Genomic DNA, 17,361 nt, shown 5'->3' with positions numbered 1-17,361 from the left:
GGCAACGTGGCGAACAAAGTCAAAGAGATCTGGAAGTCGGGCAAGGCCGTGGTCAACGCATGGCTTGCGATTCCCTCCGGCTTCTCGGCCGAGATGATCGCGCAATGCGGCTTCGACAGCGTCACCGTCGACATGCAGCATGGCGTGCAGGATTATCTGTCGATGGTCCAGTGCTTCCAGGCCATGGACAAGCATCCGATCACCCCGATGGTCCGCGTGCCCTGGAACGAGCCGGGCATCATCGGCAAGGTGCTCGATGGCGGCGCCTATGGCGTGATCTGCCCGATGGTCAACACCCCGCAGGAAGCCAGGAACCTGGTCTCCTATTCCAAATATCCGCCGCAGGGCGTGCGCTCCAACGGCCCGATCCGCGCCGGCATGTACGGCACCGCCGGCTCCTATCAGAAGACGGCGAATGCCGATACCATTCTGCTGCCGATGATGGAGACCAAAACTGCGGTCGAGAACATGGAAGCGATCCTCGATGTCGAGGGCATCGACGGCGTCTATATCGGCCCGTCCGATCTCGGCTTCTCCTACGGCCTCGAGCCCAAGCTTGACCGCAGCGAGCCCGAGATCCTCGCGATCTACGAGAAGATCATCAGGGAATGCGGCAAGCGCGACCTCAACCCCGGCATCCATTGCAGCGGCGCCGAAGGCGCAGCGCGCGCCATCAACATGGGCTTCAAGCTGGTGACGCTCTCGAACGAAGTCGGCCTGATGACGACCTACGCCAAGATGCAGGTCAATGCGACCCGCAAGGATTCGGGCGGCAAGGCTTAACCTCTCTTACTGTGTCCCGGACGCGCCGCAGCACGAAGTGATGCAGCGCAGAGCCGGGACCCAGAAGCCAACGCCGCACACGACGTAACACCGGGCCCCGGATCAGCAGCGCATCGTTTCACGCTGCGCTGCGTCCGGGGCACGATACTTTGAAGACCCAAGGAGACCTGCCATGACCATCAGCCCCGTCATCCGCCTGCATCCCGATGATGGCGTGCTGATCGCGCGCGCCAGCCTGCCGCCGGGGACAATGGTGGCCGATGGCGTGACGACGGTCGAGCGCATTCCCTCCGGCCACAAGGTCGCGATCAAGCCGATCGCATTGGGCGAGCCGGTCAAGCGTTACGGCCAGATCATCGGCTTTGCCACGCAAGCCATCGCGCCGGGCCAGCACGTGCACGTGCAGAATTGCGGCATGGGCGATTTCGCCAAGGACTACGCCTATTGCGCCGACGTCAAGCCGACGCCGAATTTCGACCTGCCGGCAACGTTCGAAGGCATCCGCCGCCCGGACGGCCGCGTCGCCACGCGCAACTATATCGGCATCCTCACCTCGGTGAACTGCAGCGCACATGTCGCGAGTCTCGTCGCCGACGTCTTCAAGAAGAATCCCTTCACCGGCGACAATCCGCTCGCCGACTTCCCCAATGTCGACGGCGTGGTCGCGCTGACCCACAAGACCGGCTGCGGCATGACGCAGAACGAGCCGCTCGCGCTGCTCCGCCGCACCCTCGGCGGCTATGCGCGGCACGTCAATTTCTCTCACGTCATCGTGCTTGGTCTTGGCTGCGAGGTGAACCAGATCGGCGGTCTGATGGAAGAGCAGAAGCTCGCCGGCCGCCTGCGCGCGATGGATATCCAGGAGGTCGGCGGCACCCGCAAGACGGTCGAAGCCGGCATCGCCTTCGTGCGCGAGGCGCTGGCCGACGCCAACAAGGTCAAGCGCGAAACCGTGCCGGCGAGCGAGCTTACCGTGGCCCTGCAATGCGGCGGCTCGGACGGCTATTCCGGCGTGTCGGCGAATCCCGCGTTAGGAGCCGCCAGCGATCTCATCGTCCGCCACGGCGGCACCGTGATCCTGTCGGAGACGCCGGAGACCTACGGCGCCGAGCATCTGCTCACCCGCCGCGCCGTGAGCCGCGAGGTCGGCGAGAAGCTGGTCGACCTCATGCGCTGGTGGGATGAATACACGACGCGCGAAGGCGCCGAGATGAACGCCAATCCGAGCCCCGGCAACAAGGCCGGCGGCCTCACCACCATTCTGGAGAAGTCGCTCGGCGCGATGGCCAAGGCCGGCACCACCAACCTCGTCGAGGTGCTGCGCTACGCCGAGCCCATCACCAAGAAGGGTTTCGTCTTCATGGACACGCCCGGCTACGATCCGGTCGCCGCGACCGGCCAGGTCGCCGGCGGCGCCAATCTCGTCTGCTTCACCACAGGCCGCGGCAGCGTGTTCGGCTGCAAGCCGGCGCCTTCGATCAAGCTCGCGACCAACACGCCGATGTACAAGCGCATGGAAGAGGACATGGACGTCAATTGCGGCACCATCCTCGAAGGTGAGGAGAGTGTCGAGCAATGCGGCCAGCGCATTTTCGATCTTGTCCTCAAGACGGCTTCGGGGCAGCCGACCAAGAGCGAGAGTTTTGATTTCGGCGGCGCCGAATTCGCGCCCTGGGTGCTGGGTGCGACGATGTAGTCGGGCCTGGGTCCGGCGCAATCGCAACGCAGTCGCAATTGAATCAAGCGATAGGCAACGCGTGTGGTTGCGCGAGATGCAACGATTGCTCGCTAAGTAATGATACGGAGGCACGCGTCTCCGTCCCGAGGTTCCCAAACTTACATCTGATTAACATTGTTGCCGTAGACAGGGGGTGATGCGGCTCCACAGCGTGGTGGGGCCGGCCTTTGTTCAGGGATCAAACGATGCAAGCGATACGTCCTACTGGGGTGGAAAATCTCCTCGGTGAGGAGGAGCTGATCGTATCGAAGACAGATCTCAAAGGCCGCATCACCTACGCCAATGACGTCTTCCTCCGCATGGCGAAATATCCCTGGAAGGAGCTGATGGGCGCGCCCCACAGCCTGATCCGCCATCCGGGCATGCCGCGCTGCGTCTTCAAGCTGCTGTGGGATACGCTCGAGGCCAAGCAGGAAATCTTCGCCTACGTCGTCAACCTCGCCGGGGATGGCAGCCATTATTGGGTGTTCGCCCATGTCACCCCGACGCTCGACGATCGCGGCAACATCATCGGCTATCATTCCAATCGACGCAGGCCCGATCCGGCGCCGGTCGAGAAAATCAAACCGATCTACAAGGCGCTCTGCGCGGAAGAGGCGCGCCACGCCAATGCCAAGGAGGGCATGCGTGCGAGCTTCGACATGATGGTCGGTCTGCTCAAGCAAAACGGTGTCGGTTACGATGAATTTGTGCTCTCTCTCTAAGGCGCAGGGGGCGACCGCAGTGGCGTGCCTTCTCGCCAGCGTCGCGTTCGTCGTCTCGTTGCTCGGCTGGAGCGGAATCATCGGTGCAGCGCCGCTCGGTGCGGCGATCCTGCTGCTCGGCTACGGCCTCTGGTGCCAGCATCGCGCGGCGGTGGCCGTCGATGAGGTTGCCGATGTCTGCCGCAAGGCGGCGCGCGGCGATCTTGAAGCGCGGATCCTGAGCGAGCGCCAGGCCGGGCGGATCGGCGCCATCCAGAAGTCGGTCAACGACATGCTCGACATCACTGACGCCTTCGTCCGCGAGGCTTCGGCATCGATGGACTATGCCAGCCGCGGCAAGTATTTCCGCAAGATCCTCGCGCGCGGATTGCCCGGATCGTTCCGCCGCTCGGCCACCGTGATCAATGCCGGCACCGACGGCCTCGGCCGCCGCGTGGTCGAGATCGCGGGCCTTGCAAAGCAGTTCGGCACGCATCTCGACGAGGTTGCCGGCAGCCTCATGAGCGCGGCGACCGATCTGGAATCCGACGCCGGCCAGATGGCCGCGGCAGCGGAGATGACCAATCGCCAGACCTCCGGCATGCGCAGCGCGTCCGATCAGGCCTCGAGCAACGTTGCGACGGTGGCGAGCGCGGCGGAACAGCTCGCATCCTCGATCGCGGAGATCGGCCGCCAGGTGGCCGGCTCGACCACGAGCACCGGACGCGCCGTCGACGAAGCCAATCGTGCCGGCAACGAAATTCGCTCCCTCGCCGATGCCGCGCTGCGGATCGGCGACGTCGTCAAGCTGATCAGCGAGATCGCCTCGCAGACCAATCTCCTCGCGCTCAACGCCACGATCGAGGCGGCGCGGGCCGGCGAGGCCGGGCGCGGTTTCGCGGTGGTGGCCTCCGAGGTCAAGAGCCTCGCCAACCAGACCGCGAAGGCGACCGAGGAGATCAGCGCCAAGGTCGGCGAGATGCAGCAATCGACGACTAATTCGGTCGCGGCGGTCGAGGTGATCGCGCAGACCATCGCCGAGATCGACGGCATCACCGCGAGCATTGCAGCCTCGATCGAGCAGCAGGGCTCCGCGACGCGCGAGATCGCCCGCAACGTCCACGAGGCCTCCGCCGGCACCTCGCAGGTGTCCTCCAACGTGTCGGGCATCAGCGAAGCCGCCGCCGACACCGGGCGCGTCGCCAGCCGCGTCAACAGCGCCTCCGAGCGCGTCCACGGCGAAGTCGAGACGCTCCGCCGCGAGGTGACGCAGTTTTTGCAGCGGCTGACCTCGGCGGCGTAACGGCCGCGTCCCCCACCGCTGTCGTCCCGACAAGCGCGCCCTAAAGCGCGCGCCGATCCGGGACCTACCACCCCAGGCAGAATTGTGGGGTGGGCAAAGGCGCACTTGCGCGGTGCCCACCATCGATCCACACCGCAACAGAAGCGGTGGGCACGCTTCGCTTTGCCCACTCTACGATACTGTCCGTGTAGCCCGGATACTTCCTAGGCACGCGCTGCCCGTTGTTAGTGCTTGATCGCACCCACATCAGGTGTTCTGCTCAAAAAAGCTGCTGGAGCACCGCACCCCGTGTCGATCTACGTCGCATTGCATCATGTCACGCACTACAAATACGACCGCCCGATCGACCTCGGTCCGCAGACCATCCGCCTGCGCCCGGCGCCGCATACGCGCACGCCGATCCTGAGCTATTCGCTCAAGGTCTCGCCATCCAACCATTTCGTGAACTGGCAGCAGGATCCGCAGGGCAACTGGCTCGCCCGCTACGTCTTCCCGGAGAAGACGACCGAGTTGAAGATCGAGGTCGACTTCACCGCGCAGATGACGGTGGTCAATCCGTTCGACTTCTTCGTCGAGCCCTACGCCGACAGTTTTCCGTTCGAGTATCCGAAAGATCTCAAGACCGAGCTCGCACCGTATCTCGAGACGATCGGGCCGGACCGCTTGTTCGCGCAATATCTCGATACGATCCCGCAGGACGCTCCGAACACCGTCAACTTCCTGGTCGAGCTCAATCGCGAGCTGCAGAAGAAGATCCGCTACATCATCCGGATGGAGCCGGGCGTGCAGACCCCGGAGGAGACGCTCGCCTCGGGAGCCGGATCATGCCGCGACTCCGCCTGGCTCCTGATCCAGACCTTCCGTCATCTCGGGCTCGCCGCGCGCTTCGTTTCCGGCTATCTCGTCCAGATTCGTCCCGACATCGATCCGATCGAGGGACCGCCGGAAGTGGAGAACGACTTCACCGACCTGCACGCCTGGGCCGAGGTCTATCTGCCCGGCGCCGGCTGGATCGGCTTCGATGCGACCTCGGGCATGCTCGCGGGCGAAGGCCACATCCCGGTTGCCGCCACGCCGCATTATCGCTCGGCCGCGCCAATTTCGGGCGGCGCCGGCTTTGCCGAGGTCGAGTTCGCCTTCGACATGAGCGTGAAGCGCATCCGCGAGGCGCCGCGTATCACAAAGCCGTTCTCCGACGAATCCTGGGCGCGGCTCAACGATCTCGGCGAGCAGGTCGATGGCGATCTCGCGAGCGCGGACGTGCGGCTCACCATGGGCGGTGAGCCCACTTTCGTCTCGGTCGACGATCTCGAAGCGGCGGAGTGGAATACAGAAGCCGTCGGCCCGACCAAGCGCGCGCTTGGCGACGATCTGATCCGCCGCCTGCGCGATCGTTTCGCGCCGGGCGGTCTGCTGCATTACGGCCAGGGCAAATGGTATCCCGGCGAGAGCCTGCCGCGCTGGGCCTTTGGCCTGTACTGGCGCAAGGACGGCGTGCCGATCTGGAAGAATGCCGACCTGATCGCCAGCATCGAAAATCCGCGTCGCGTCGAGGCGAAGGATGCCGAGACCTTTATGGAGGCCACCGCGGCACGGCTCGGGCTCGATCCCGGTTACATCATGCCAGCCTATGAGGACACGGCCCACTGGCTTCAGAAGGAGGCTGAGCTTCCCGTCAACGTCGATCCCTCCGATTCCAAACTGTCCGATCCCGAGGCGCGCGCGCGCATGGCGCGCGTGTTCGACGAGGGGCTGAATACGCCGCGCGGCTTCGTGCTGCCGGTGCAGCGCTGGAACGCGCCGCCGCGCTGGCGCAGCGAGCGCTGGCAACTCCGGCGCAATCATCTGTTCCTGATGCCGGGCGATTCACCATTGGGCTTGCGCTTGCCGATCGGCTCGCTCGGCCACGTCCCGCCCAATCAATATCCCTACATCGTCGAGCAGGACCCGATGGAGCCGCGCGGCAAGCTGCCGGTGTTCACGCCCCCGGCGCGTCCGGAATCGCCGCGGCGGGTCGCGCCCGAGCAGCTCAATACGGCCGTGCCGGTGCGCACCGCGATGTCGGTGGAGGTTCGTGACGGCGTGCTCTGCGCCTTCATGCCGCCGGTCGAGCGCATCGAGGACTATCTCGAGCTGGTCGCGGCCCTCGAAGCAACGGCCGGGGAGATGCAGCGCCAGGTTCATGTCGAAGGCTATCCGCCGCCGTTCGATCCGCGCATCGAGGTGATCAAGGTGACGCCCGACCCTGGTGTCATCGAGATCAACATCCAGCCGGCGAAGAACTGGCGCGAGGCGGTCGACATCACCTGTGGCCTCTATGAGGACGCCGCGAAAGTTCGCCTCGGCGCCAACCGCTTCCTGGTCGACGGCCGCCACACCGGCACCGGGGGCGGCAATCACGTCGTGGTCGGCGGCTCGAGCCCGCAGGACTCGCCGTTCCTGCGCCGGCCCGATCTCTTGAAGAGTCTCGTGCTGTATTGGCAGCGGCATCCGTCGTTGTCCTATTTCTTCTCCGGCCTGTTCATCGGCCCGACCAGCCAGGCGCCGCGCATCGACGAAGCCCGGCACGACAGCATCTACGAACTCGAGGTCGCGCTCTCGCACGTGCCGCCTCCGGGCACCCAGACGCCGCCATGGCTGGTCGATCGCCTGTTCCGACATCTGCTCGTCGACATCACCGGCAACACCCACCGCGCCGAGATCTGCATCGACAAGCTCTATTCACCGGAGGGACCGACCGGTCGGCTCGGCCTTGTCGAATTCCGCGCGCTCGAAATGCCGCCCGACCCGCGCATGTCACTGGCGCAGCAGCTCTTGATCCGGGCGCTGATCGCAAAATTCTGGCGCGAGCCGCAACACGGCAAGTTCGTGCGCTGGGGCACCGCGCTGCATGATCGCTTCATGCTGCCGCATTTCATCTGGGGCGATTTTTTAGACGTGCTCGGCGAGCTCAAGCAGTTCGGTTACCCGTTCGAGCCGGAATGGTATCTGGCCCAGCTCGAATTCCGCTTCCCCGCCTTCGGCCGCGTCCATCATGGCGGGGTCACGCTGGAACTGCGCCAGGCGCTGGAGCCCTGGCATGTGCTGGGTGAGGAGGGCTCGGCCGGCGGCACCGTGCGCTATGTCGATTCATCGGTCGAGCGGCTCCAGGTCAAGGCGGAGGGGTTCGTCGAGGGCCGCCACATCGTCACCTGCAACGGCCGCCGCCTGCCCATGACCTCGACCGGCCGCTCGGCCGAGGCTGTCGCAGGCGTCCGCTTCAAGGCCTGGCAACCGGCCTCCGGCCTGCACCCGACCATCCCCGTCCACGCGCCCCTGACCTTCGACCTGATCGACAGCTGGAACGGCCGCTCGCTCGGCGGCTGCGTCTACCACGTCGCCCATCCGGGCGGGCGCAGCTACGACACCAAGCCGGTCAACACCTATGAGGCCGAGGCGCGGCGGCTGGCGCGCTTCCAGGACCACGGCCATACGCCGGGGCCGGTCCAGCCGCCCCCCGAGGAACGCACAAATGAGTTCCCGCTGACCCTCGACTTGCGTACCCCGCTCCTGCAATGAGTATGATGGTGGGGCAGGGAGAGGCGCATGGCCGAGGGCGCAGCCGAAGAGGACGACAAGGCGGGTAGGGCGCCAAATCAACGTGATGGTCAACGTGAGAGCCAGCGTGAAGGCCAGCGCCGCTTCGCGCAATGGGTCCGCGACTACCGCCGCCTGCCTGGTATCCCCGACGAATTCCTGGGCCCCGACGGCGCCCCGCGCGCGGTCTGGAGCCGCTTTTTCGACGCCTTCGGCGCGCTCGCGCCCGACGAGATCGAGCGGCGATTTGGCATGGCCGACCGCCACCTCCGCGAGGCCGGCGTCACCTACCGGGCGCCCGGCGACAGCGCCGACCGGCCGTGGTCGATCAGCCACCTGCCGCTTTTGATCGACGAGGCCGACTGGCAGCAGCTCTGCGCCGGCATCACCCAGCGCGCCGAGCTGCTCGAGCGCGTGCTGGCCGACATCTATGGCGAGGGACGGCTGGTCGCCGAGGGCGCGTTGCCTGCGGCCGCGATCGCCGGCAGTCCCGAATATCTCCGTCCCGTCTGCGGCGTGCCGCCCCCGGGCGGGCGCTATCTGTCGCTCTACGCCCTCGACGTCGGCCGCGGGCCTGACGGCCGCTGGTGGGTGCTCGGCGACCGCACCCAGGCGCCGTCGGGCGCGGGCTATGCGCTGGAGAACCGCCTGGTGCTCTCGCGCGCCTTCTCCGATCTCTACAAGTCGATGAACGTGCCGCGCGTCGCGCCGTTCTTCGAAGCCTTTCGCGACAGTCTTCGCGCACGGGCCGATCGCGACGAGCCGCGCATTGGCGTGCTCACCCCCGGCAGCTTCAGTGAGACCTATTTCGAGCACGCCACGCTGGCGCGCTATCTCGGCTTCCTCTTGGTCGAGGGCGACGATCTCGCGGTCAGCGACAACCGCATCCACATCCGCACCGTTGCCGGCCTCAAGCGGTTAGATGTGCTGCTGCGCCGGGTCGATTCCAATTCGCTCGATCCGCTCGAGCTCGATGCGTCCTCCCATCTCGGCGTGCCCGGCCTGATCGATGTGCTGCGCAAGGACGGCGTCGTCGTCGCCAACATGCCGGGCTCCGGCGTGCTGGAGGCGCGGGCGCTGCTCGGCTTCCTGCCGGCGCTCAGCCGCCGCCTGCTCGGCGAGGAGCTGAAGATGCCGCATATCGCGACCTGGTGGTGCGGCCAGCGCAGCGCGCGCGAGGAGGTGCTGGCGCGGCTCGACGAGGTCGCGATCGAAGGCGCCTACCAGCGCGGCGTGCCCGGTTTCGACCGCGCCGGGCCCGTGCTCGCGAGCGAGCTGGATGCGAGCGACCGCCGGCGCCTGATCGATGCCATCGCCGCGCGCGGCATGGATTATGTCGGCCAGGAGGTGGTGCGGCTCTCGACCATGCCGGTGTGGGAGCACGGCCAGATCACGCCGCGTCCGTTCGTGCTGCGCGTGTTCGCCGCCGCAACACCTGATGGCTGGGCCATCATGCCGGGCGGCTTCTGCCGCATCGCCGAACAGGCCGATGCGCGCGCGGTGTCGATGGGCGACGGTGCGCGTGCCGCCGACGTCTGGGTCGTTTCCGACAAGCAGGTCTCGGCCGCGACCTTGCTGCCGGCGATCGACAAGGTCCGCATCCGCCGCATCGCCGGCGTGCTGCCGAGCCGGGCCGCCGACAATCTGTTCTGGCTCGGCCGCTATCTCGAACGCGCCGAGGCGACGCTGCGCCTCGTACGCGCGCTGGGCTCGCCAAGCGGACCCAACAAGGGCACGGCAGCCTCGCTGCAATCGGCCGAACGCATCCAGCGCCTTTTAGTGGCCTGGGGCGCGGTCACGCAAACCTCGCGCGCGGCCCCCGGGCGCATCGTGGCCGAAGCGCTGCAGAGCCCTGATCGTTTCGGCTCGGCCCTGTCGCTGGTGCGCGCGGCGCAGCGCACGGCGACGTCCCTGCGTGAGCGGCTGTCGCCCGATGCCTGGCAGGTCATCACCGAGATGGCCGAACGCCTTGCCTATGAGGTCGAGGACGACGACAGCGTGCTGAGCGCGGCCGAGCTGACCTTGCAGGAGCTGGCGAGCTTCGCAGGGTTGGCGCAAGAGAACATGAACCGCGCCGCCGGCTGGCGCTTCCTCGACATCGGCCGCCGCGTCGAGCGCGCCGTCAACACCACGCGCTTCACGCGCCAATTCGGCTATGACGAGGCCGGCGACGAGGATCTCGACATCCTGCTGACCCTGGTGGATTGCCAGATCACCTACCGCTCGCGTTATCTGCTGGCGCCGATCCTGGCGCCGGTGCGCGACCTCGCGGTGCTCGACGGCTACAATCCGCGTTCGGTGGCGTTCCAGGTGACGACGCTGAACGAGCACATCGCTGCGCTGCCGAGCCTGAGGGAGCACGGCCTGATCGAGAAGCCGCAGCGGCTCGCGGTGGCGATGCAGGCGATGCTTGCGACCGCGGAAGCCGAGAAGCTCGAGGTCAAGACGCTGTTTGCGCTGGAGCAGGACCTGCTCAGCCTCGCGGATGCGATCGGGCAACACTATTTCCCGCATGGCCCAAATGCCGCCCGGCCGGAAAAGCTGACGGGGCTGGCGTGATCTACGACATCCGTCACGTCACCACCTACGAATACGAGAATCCGGTCAGCTTCGCCCGCTGCACGCTGCGGCTGGAGCCCCGGAGCGGCGCCGGCCAGGAATTGATCTCGCACAGTGTCGAGATCCGCCCGCGGCCTGCCGAGCGCAATGCGCGGCGCGACTTCTTCGGCACGCTGACCGAGAGCGTGGTGATCGAGGCCGCGCATCGCAATCTGCGGATCGATTCACGTTCGCGTGTATCCGTCTCGCGGCAGCCGCCGGCGCGCGATGCCGCGAGTCCCGCCTGGGAGAGCATTCGCGACATTGCCTTCGAGGCGACGAGCCTCGGGCCGTCCTCGCCGGTCGGCTATGTCTTCGCGAGCCCGCTGGTGCCGGTGCTGCGTCCGGTCAGCGCTTATGCGGCGGAAAGCTTTGCACCCGGCGCGGGCATCCTCAACGGTGCGGTCGATCTGATGCATCGCATCCGCGCCGAGTTTCGCTACGATCCCAAGGCGACCGTGATCTCGACGCCGCTCGGCGAGGTCTTCGATAAACGCCACGGCGTCTGCCAGGATTTTGCCCATGTGATGATCGCGGGGCTGCGCGGGCTTGGTCTGCCGGCGGCCTATGTTAGCGGCTACCTTCGCACCATTCCACCGCCCGGTCAGCCACGCCTACAGGGCGCCGACGCCACCCACGCCTGGGTATCGCTGTGGTGCGGGGCGGAGCTGGGCTGGGTCGATTTCGATCCGACCAACGATCTTGTGGTTGCTAACAACCATATCGTGCTCGCGGTCGGGCGCGACTTTTCCGACGTCTCGCCGATCGACGGCATCATCGTCGGCTCACCCAAGCAGAAGCTCGGCGTCGCCGTCGACGTGCTGCTGGTGGAATGATTGCGCACTGCCGGCGCCGACAGCCGCAGGCTGCATCGAGGAATCACCGCAACCACGATATCGCAGGGCACAACCGCAACATATTTCCGTATTTCTGTTCCAGGGTTTGGTCAGGCGGCCCAAGATGGGCTATGCTGGTCCTTGCATCGAGAACAACAGAGACGTCGGGAGATGGCATGGGACACCAGCGGCGGACGGGGCTGCATCCATGATGACCTTACCGAGACTGGCGGCTGAATCCCTCGAGGACTTCCTCGGTAAGTTCATGCGCCGCCGGTACGATGAGACTTCTGCCAGTATCGTCGAGAGCGCGACCCGCACCGCCATGGAATGCATCGGCAACAGCGATGCGCTCTACCACAATATCGAGCATACGATGCTGGTGACGCTGGCAGCCCAGGCCATCCTCCGTGGCCGAAGCCTTCATACCCATCTGTCGGCTGAGGATTACGTCCATGTCCTGATCGCCTGCCTCGCCCACGACATCGGTTATGTCCGCGGGCTGTTCGAGGAGGACGATTCCGACGGCTTCGTAATCGACGCGGCCGACACCAAGATCTCATTGCCGCGCGGTGCATCGGATGCGAGCCTGATGATGTATCACGTCGATCGCTCGAAGCTTTATGTGACGCGGCGGTTGCGGCATATTCCCGGACTCGATCCGGAGCGCGTTGCCCGCGCCATCGAGGGCACGCGCTTTCCGGCCCGCCAGGGCCAGGAATACGACGATGAGGCCTCGATCCTGCGTGCGGCTGACTTCATCGGCCAGCTCGGCGACCCCAACTATCTGCGTAAGGCCAACGCGCTTTATTACGAATTCGAGGAAGTCGGCATGAATCGCCAGCTCGGCTATGATTCACCGGCCGATATCGTGAACCGCTATCCACAGTTCTATTGGAATAGTGTCGCACCGCACATCCAGACCGAGATCGGCTATCTCAACAAGACTGAGATCGGCCGGCAATGGATTGCCAATCTCTACAGCAACGTGTTCCGCGCCGAGCGCGACATCTCGCTGTCGGGACCGCAGAAATAGCTGCGCCCCCGGTGCCGTAGCCCGGATGAGCGTCGCCACATCCCGGATGTCGCTTCGCTCATCCGGGCTACGATCCCACCTCCGTGAGCAAACCATGCAACAAAAAACCGTCACCACGGATATCCTCGACATCGCCTATCGCGAATACGGCGCGCCCGACGGCTGGCCCTGCATCATGGGCCACGGCTTTCCCTACGACGTGAACGCCTATGCCGAGACCGCGCCGATCCTTGCACAAGCCGGTGCGCGGGTGTTGGTGCCCTGGCTGCGCGGCTACGGGCCGACGCGTTTCCGCAGCGCGTCGACGTTGCGCTCCGGCGAGCAGGCCGCGCTCGGGGCCGATCTCTTGGCCTTCATGGATGCGCTTGGTATCGAGCGCGCGATCGTCGGCGGCTACGATTGGGGCGGGCGTGCGGCCTGCGTGGTCGCAGCGCTCCATCCCGAGCGCGTGATCGGCCTCGTCTCCGGCAATTCCTACAACATCCAGAATATCGCCCGCGCCATGGAGCCGGCCTCGCCGCCGGAGGAGGCGGCGCTCTGGTATCAATACCTCTTCCACAACGAGCGCGGCCGCCGCGCGCTGGAGCGCAACCGGCGCGGCTTCGCCCGCCAGCTCTGGGCGATGTGGTCGCCGAAATGGGCGTTCGACGACGCAACGTTCGGGAAAAGCGCCGTGTCCTTCGACAATCCTGATTTCGTCGATGTCGTGATCCATTCCTATCGCCACCGCTACGCGCTGGTCGCGGGCGATCCTGCCTATGCGGGAATCGAGGCGAAGCTCGCCAGTCAGCCACAGATCCGCGTCCCGACGATCGCGATCGACGGCGACAGCGACGGCGTCAATCCCGGCACCGCCCATCACGCCCGCAAGTTCGAGGGCTTGTTCGAGCGGCGCGTCCTCACCGATGCCGGACATAATTTGCCGCAGGAGCGGCCGGCCGAATGGGCCCAGGCCGTGCTCGACGTCCGGAAAGCGGCTGCGTCATAGCCAGCCTGACCTCCGCCCTTCCAAATTTCCCTGATCTGCGGGAACCTTTTCCGATTGCAGCCGTCCAAGCTGTGGGGCCGCTTCCATGTGCGGGCTCGTTGCAGGGGAGAATCTCGATGAAGTCACAAGTGCGTAAGCTGGAACGTGTCGCGGTGGCGCAGGCGCCGGTCGAACGACCTGACAGGGCGGAGGTCGAGCAGGCGATCCGGACCATGATCCGGTGGGCCGGCGATGATCCCGCGCGCGACGGTCTGCGCGAGACACCTGATCGCATTGCGCGGGCCTTCGAGGAGTATTTTTCCGGATACGCGCAGGATCCGACCGAAATCCTGCAAAAGACCTTCGAGGAGATCGAAGGCTATGACGAGATGATCGTGCTGCGTGGCGTTCGCTTCGAGAGCCATTGCGAGCACCACATGGCGCCGATCGTCGGCCGCGCCTGGGTCGCCTATATTCCGCAGGGGCGCGTCGTCGGCATCAGCAAGCTTGCGCGCGTGGTGGACATTTACGCGAAACGGCTCCAGATCCAGGAGAAGATGACCGCCCAGATCGCCAATACCATCAACGACGTGCTCAAGCCCGAAGGCGTCGGCGTCATCATCAAGGCGACGCATCATTGCATGACCACGCGCGGTGCGCACAAGCCCGGGACCGATCTCGTCACCAGCCGCATGCTGGGCGTGTTTCGCGACAATGCGCTGACGCGCCAGGAACTGTTGGGGCTCGCCAATTCGGACGATTGACTCGCGCTAGCTCGAGGAGACGGCGCCATGACCGAGAACAACAAGCCGAGCGGACCTGACCTGACCAAAGGCGTTTCGCTGACCGCGTTCAAGGACGGCAAATTGCTCGGTCACGTCGGGGAGGAGGACGTCCTGCTGGTGCAAGCCGGCAGCGAGATCTTTGCAATCGAACCGGCCTGCAGCCATTATCACGGTCCGCTCGCCGAGGGCCTGGTGGTGGGCGATACCATCCGCTGTCCCTGGCATCATGCCTGTTTCTCCTTGCGCACGGGCGAAGCCACCCGCCCGCCGGCGTTGAACGCGCTGGCGGTCTGGGAGGTTGCGCGCGATCGGGACAACATCATCGTTCGGCGCAAGCGTGAGGCACTGACGCCGCCGGCTGCCCATCGCGGCGCGCCGACGCCGGAAAAATTCGTCATCGTCGGCGGCGGCGCCGCCGGCTTCTCCGCCGCCGAGACGCTCCGGCGCGAGGGCTTTGCCGGCGCCATCACCATGCTCAGCAACGACGGCGCGATGCCGGTCGACCGGCCGAACCTCTCCAAGGATTACCTCGCGGGCAACGCCCCGGAGGACTGGTTGCCGCTGCGCGGTGAGGACTATTATCAGAACGCAGGCATCGATCTCAGGCTCAACACCGACGTCGCCGCCATCGATGCGAAGACGCGCAGCGTCACGCTCGGCAATGGCGACAGGCTCCCGTTCGACCGGCTGCTGCTCGCGACCGGCGCCGAGCCGGTCAAGTTGCAGATTCCGGGCGCGGACCAGCCGCATGTTCACACCTTGCGCTCCGTCGCCGACAGCCGCGCCATTATCAAGGCGGCGGGGAGTGCGAGGCGCGCGCTGGTGATCGGCGCCAGCTTCATCGGCCTCGAGGTCGCGGCTTCCTTGCGGGCGCGCAAGATCGAGGTGCACGTGGTCGCGCCGGAAGAGCGGCCGATGCAGAAGGTGCTCGGCGCCGAGATGGGCGACTTCGTCCGGTCACTGCATGAGGAGAACGGCGTCGTCTTCCACTTGAAGGATACGGTGGACAATCTCGATGGCATGCGCGCCACGTTGAAGAGCGGCGCCGTCATCGAGGCGGACCTCGTCGTCGTCGGCATCGGCGTCAAGCCGCGCCTCGCGCTAGCCGAGCATGCGGGACTGGCGGCCGATCGTGGCGTCAGCGTGAGCGAATATCTGGAGACCAGCGTCGCAGGCATCTTCGCGGCCGGCGACATCGCGCGCTGGCCGGATCCGCACTCCCGGCAGACCATCCGCGTCGAGCACTGGGTGGTGGCGGAGCGGCAGGGGCAGACGGCGGCGCGCAACATGCTCGGCAGGCGCGAGCGCTTCGACGCGGTGCCGTTCTTCTGGAGCCAGCACTACGACGTGCCCATCAACTATGTCGGCCACGCCGAGCACTTCGACGACATCACGATCGACGGCAGTATCTCCGGAAGAGACTGTCTGCTGAAGTACCGCAAGGGCGGCCGCGTGCTGGCGGTGGCTTCAATTTATCGCGATCTCGACAATCTCAAGGCCGAATTGGAGATGGAGCGGTCGCATGCCTGACGCTGCGAGCCGGTCGGAGCAGCGGTGTGAGGCACGCCGGGCTATCAGCAACTCGACGCAAGACCAGCTATCGGAACTCCGCTGATCTGGCGCGCTGACAAGAAGCAGCGCGCCGCGCGTTCACTCCACGACGTCGCGCGGCGACAATCATCGGGGAGAAACCATGAAAGCCGCTCTGGTCCTGGCCGCAGCTTTGGCTGCCGCCTGCTTGTCGACGCCTGTCTCCGCGCAAAAATCCTATGGTCCGGGTGTCAGCGACACCGAGATCAAGATCGGCAACACCATGCCCTATAGCGGGCCGGCTTCGCCGCTCAGCATCACCGGGCGGGTGATCTCGGCCTATTTCGACGAGATCAACGAGAAGGGCGGCGTCAATGGCCGCAAGCTCAATCTGATCTCGCTGGACGACGCGTTCTCGCCGCCCAAGACCATGGAAGCCGCCCGGCGCCTCGTCGAAGGCGATGGCGTCGCCTTCATCTTCGCCACCATGGGCACGGCGCCGAGCTCGGCAATCGCGAAATATCTCAACAGCAACAAGGTGCCGCAGCTCTTCTTGATCAGCTCGGCCTCGAAGTGGAACGATCCCGCCAACATGCCCTGGTCGATGGCGCTGCCCTGGGCGCCGAACTACACCAGTGAGGCCGCGATCGACGTCGCCTATGCCCGCGCCAAGAACCCGAATGCGCGCTTTGCGGTACTCTATCAGAACGACGATGCCGGCAAGGAATATCTTCGCGGTGTGAAGGAGGCGCTCGGGGCCGATGCCGACAAGGCGATCGCGATGGCCTCGAGCTTCGAGGTCGCCGATCCCACCGTCGATTCCCAGGTGCTGACGCTGGCGAACACCAAGGCCGACGTCTTCATGATCTATTCGGTGACGCCGCGCGCCTGCGCGCAGGCGATCCGTAAGGCCCATGAGGTCGGCTGGCAGCCGACGCGCTTCCTCGCCTCCGGCTGCGCCAACAAGGCCACCGTGATGGTGCCGGCGGGCCTCGAGGCCGGCAAGGGCGTGCTGTCGCTCGGCGCGCTGAAGCCGTTCGTCGAGACGCCAAAGGACGATCCGGCGATGACGGCCTATATCGACTTCATGAAGAAGCGCCTCCCCAATGCCGACGTCAACAACGTCGCCGGCCTCTACGGCTACACCGTCGCCGAGGCGCTGGTGGTGCTGCTGAAGCAATGTAAGGACAATCTGACGCGCGAGAACATCATGGCGCAGGCGGCGAACCTGAAGAACGTGCCGCTGTCGCTCTTGATGCCCGGCATCACCCTCAACACCACGCCGCAGGATTTCCGCCCGATCAAGGACGGCTACATGCTGCAGTTCGACGGCAACGATTGGGTGGTTGCGAGCGAGCTTTTGAAGGGGACGTGAGGGGCTGTAATCGCGGTCGAGAGGCGCCATTTGCGGCGCATTCTTCGAGACGCCCGCTTCGCGGGCTCCTCAGGATGAGGGCGGAGTGCGCGGCGGCAATTTCAACATGCGCCGATGTCGCTTAGCCTCACCTGAGGAGACCGCGAAGCGG

The 17,361-nt window shown here is 65.7% G+C and carries 12 protein-coding genes; all 12 read left to right on the top strand.

Features of this window, described 5'->3' with window-relative positions; genetic code table 11:
• Positions 1–6: 6 nt before the first annotated feature.
• Complete coding sequence (locus UNPA324_RS13560; protein WP_141934881.1) at positions 7–783, top strand: HpcH/HpaI aldolase family protein; 777 nt, start codon at positions 7–9, stop codon at positions 781–783.
• Between the two features lie 172 nt (positions 784–955).
• Positions 956–2,479, top strand: coding sequence for a UxaA family hydrolase (locus tag UNPA324_RS13555; RefSeq protein WP_128917055.1), 1,524 nt, complete (start codon positions 956–958; stop codon positions 2,477–2,479).
• Between the two features lie 227 nt (positions 2,480–2,706).
• Entirely contained in the window at positions 2,707–3,225 is a 519-nt protein-coding gene (locus UNPA324_RS13550) for a PAS domain-containing protein (RefSeq protein ID WP_128917056.1), read from the top strand.
• Positions 3,203–4,507, top strand: a complete 1,305-nt coding sequence (locus UNPA324_RS13545) for a methyl-accepting chemotaxis protein (protein ID WP_181769389.1) — start codon at positions 3,203–3,205, stop codon at positions 4,505–4,507. Before UNPA324_RS13550 ends, UNPA324_RS13545 begins: the two co-directional genes overlap by 23 nt.
• A gap of 288 nt (positions 4,508–4,795) precedes the next feature.
• Positions 4,796–8,065 (top strand): transglutaminase family protein, encoded by a 3,270-nt coding sequence (locus tag UNPA324_RS13535; RefSeq protein ID WP_141934879.1) that lies wholly within the window; start codon positions 4,796–4,798, stop codon positions 8,063–8,065.
• Between the two features lie 27 nt (positions 8,066–8,092).
• Positions 8,093–10,642, top strand: a complete 2,550-nt coding sequence (locus tag UNPA324_RS13530) for a circularly permuted type 2 ATP-grasp protein (protein ID WP_141934878.1) — start codon at positions 8,093–8,095, stop codon at positions 10,640–10,642.
• Positions 10,639–11,517, top strand: coding sequence for a transglutaminase family protein (locus UNPA324_RS13525; protein ID WP_141934877.1), 879 nt, complete (start codon positions 10,639–10,641; stop codon positions 11,515–11,517). The genes UNPA324_RS13530 and UNPA324_RS13525 overlap by 4 nt, the downstream gene beginning before the upstream one ends.
• Positions 11,518–11,725: 208 nt before the next feature.
• Positions 11,726–12,553, top strand: a complete 828-nt coding sequence (locus UNPA324_RS13520; protein WP_128917061.1) for an HD domain-containing protein — start codon at positions 11,726–11,728, stop codon at positions 12,551–12,553.
• Between the two features lie 94 nt (positions 12,554–12,647).
• Complete coding sequence (locus UNPA324_RS13515; RefSeq protein ID WP_128917062.1) at positions 12,648–13,541, top strand: alpha/beta fold hydrolase; 894 nt, start codon at positions 12,648–12,650, stop codon at positions 13,539–13,541.
• Positions 13,542–13,657: 116 nt separating this feature from the next.
• The gene (folE, locus tag UNPA324_RS13510; protein ID WP_128917063.1) at positions 13,658–14,284 is read left to right on the top strand and encodes a GTP cyclohydrolase I FolE; all 627 of its coding nucleotides are present in this window, start codon (positions 13,658–13,660) and stop codon (positions 14,282–14,284) included.
• A gap of 27 nt (positions 14,285–14,311) precedes the next feature.
• Positions 14,312–15,835 carry an FAD-dependent oxidoreductase gene (locus tag UNPA324_RS13505; RefSeq protein WP_141934876.1) on the top strand — a complete coding sequence of 508 codons (1,524 nt, stop codon included), beginning with the start codon at positions 14,312–14,314 and terminating at the stop codon, positions 15,833–15,835.
• A gap of 163 nt (positions 15,836–15,998) precedes the next feature.
• Entirely contained in the window at positions 15,999–17,210 is a 1,212-nt protein-coding gene (locus tag UNPA324_RS13500) for an ABC transporter substrate-binding protein (protein ID WP_128917065.1), read from the top strand.
• Positions 17,211–17,361: the final 151 nt, after the last annotated feature.

Origin of the sequence: Bradyrhizobium sp. UNPA324, from assembly GCF_006658635.1 — a bacterium.
GTDB classification, from domain to species: domain Bacteria; phylum Pseudomonadota; class Alphaproteobacteria; order Rhizobiales; family Xanthobacteraceae; genus Bradyrhizobium; species Bradyrhizobium nanningense.
The sequence above is the reverse complement of the archived record's forward strand: the minus strand, read 5'-3'. Positions and strand labels throughout refer to the sequence as shown.

What these genes read in the sequence shown, in the direction of transcription:
- UNPA324_RS13555 (WP_128917055.1), top strand. Translation starts at nt 956, where the DNA reads ATGACCATCAGCCCCGTCATCCGCCTGCATCCCGATGATGGCGTGCTG.
- UNPA324_RS13550 (WP_128917056.1), top strand. Translation starts at nt 2,707, where the DNA reads ATGCAAGCGATACGTCCTACTGGGGTGGAAAATCTCCTCGGTGAGGAG.
- UNPA324_RS13545 (WP_181769389.1), top strand. Translation starts at nt 3,203, where the DNA reads ATGAATTTGTGCTCTCTCTCTAAGGCGCAGGGGGCGACCGCAGTGGCG.
- UNPA324_RS13530 (WP_141934878.1), top strand. Translation starts at nt 8,093, where the DNA reads ATGGCCGAGGGCGCAGCCGAAGAGGACGACAAGGCGGGTAGGGCGCCA.
- UNPA324_RS13520 (WP_128917061.1), top strand. Translation starts at nt 11,726, where the DNA reads ATGATGACCTTACCGAGACTGGCGGCTGAATCCCTCGAGGACTTCCTC.
- UNPA324_RS13515 (WP_128917062.1), top strand. Translation starts at nt 12,648, where the DNA reads ATGCAACAAAAAACCGTCACCACGGATATCCTCGACATCGCCTATCGC.
- folE (WP_128917063.1), top strand. Translation starts at nt 13,658, where the DNA reads ATGAAGTCACAAGTGCGTAAGCTGGAACGTGTCGCGGTGGCGCAGGCG.
- UNPA324_RS13505 (WP_141934876.1), top strand. Translation starts at nt 14,312, where the DNA reads ATGACCGAGAACAACAAGCCGAGCGGACCTGACCTGACCAAAGGCGTT.
- UNPA324_RS13500 (WP_128917065.1), top strand. Translation starts at nt 15,999, where the DNA reads ATGAAAGCCGCTCTGGTCCTGGCCGCAGCTTTGGCTGCCGCCTGCTTG.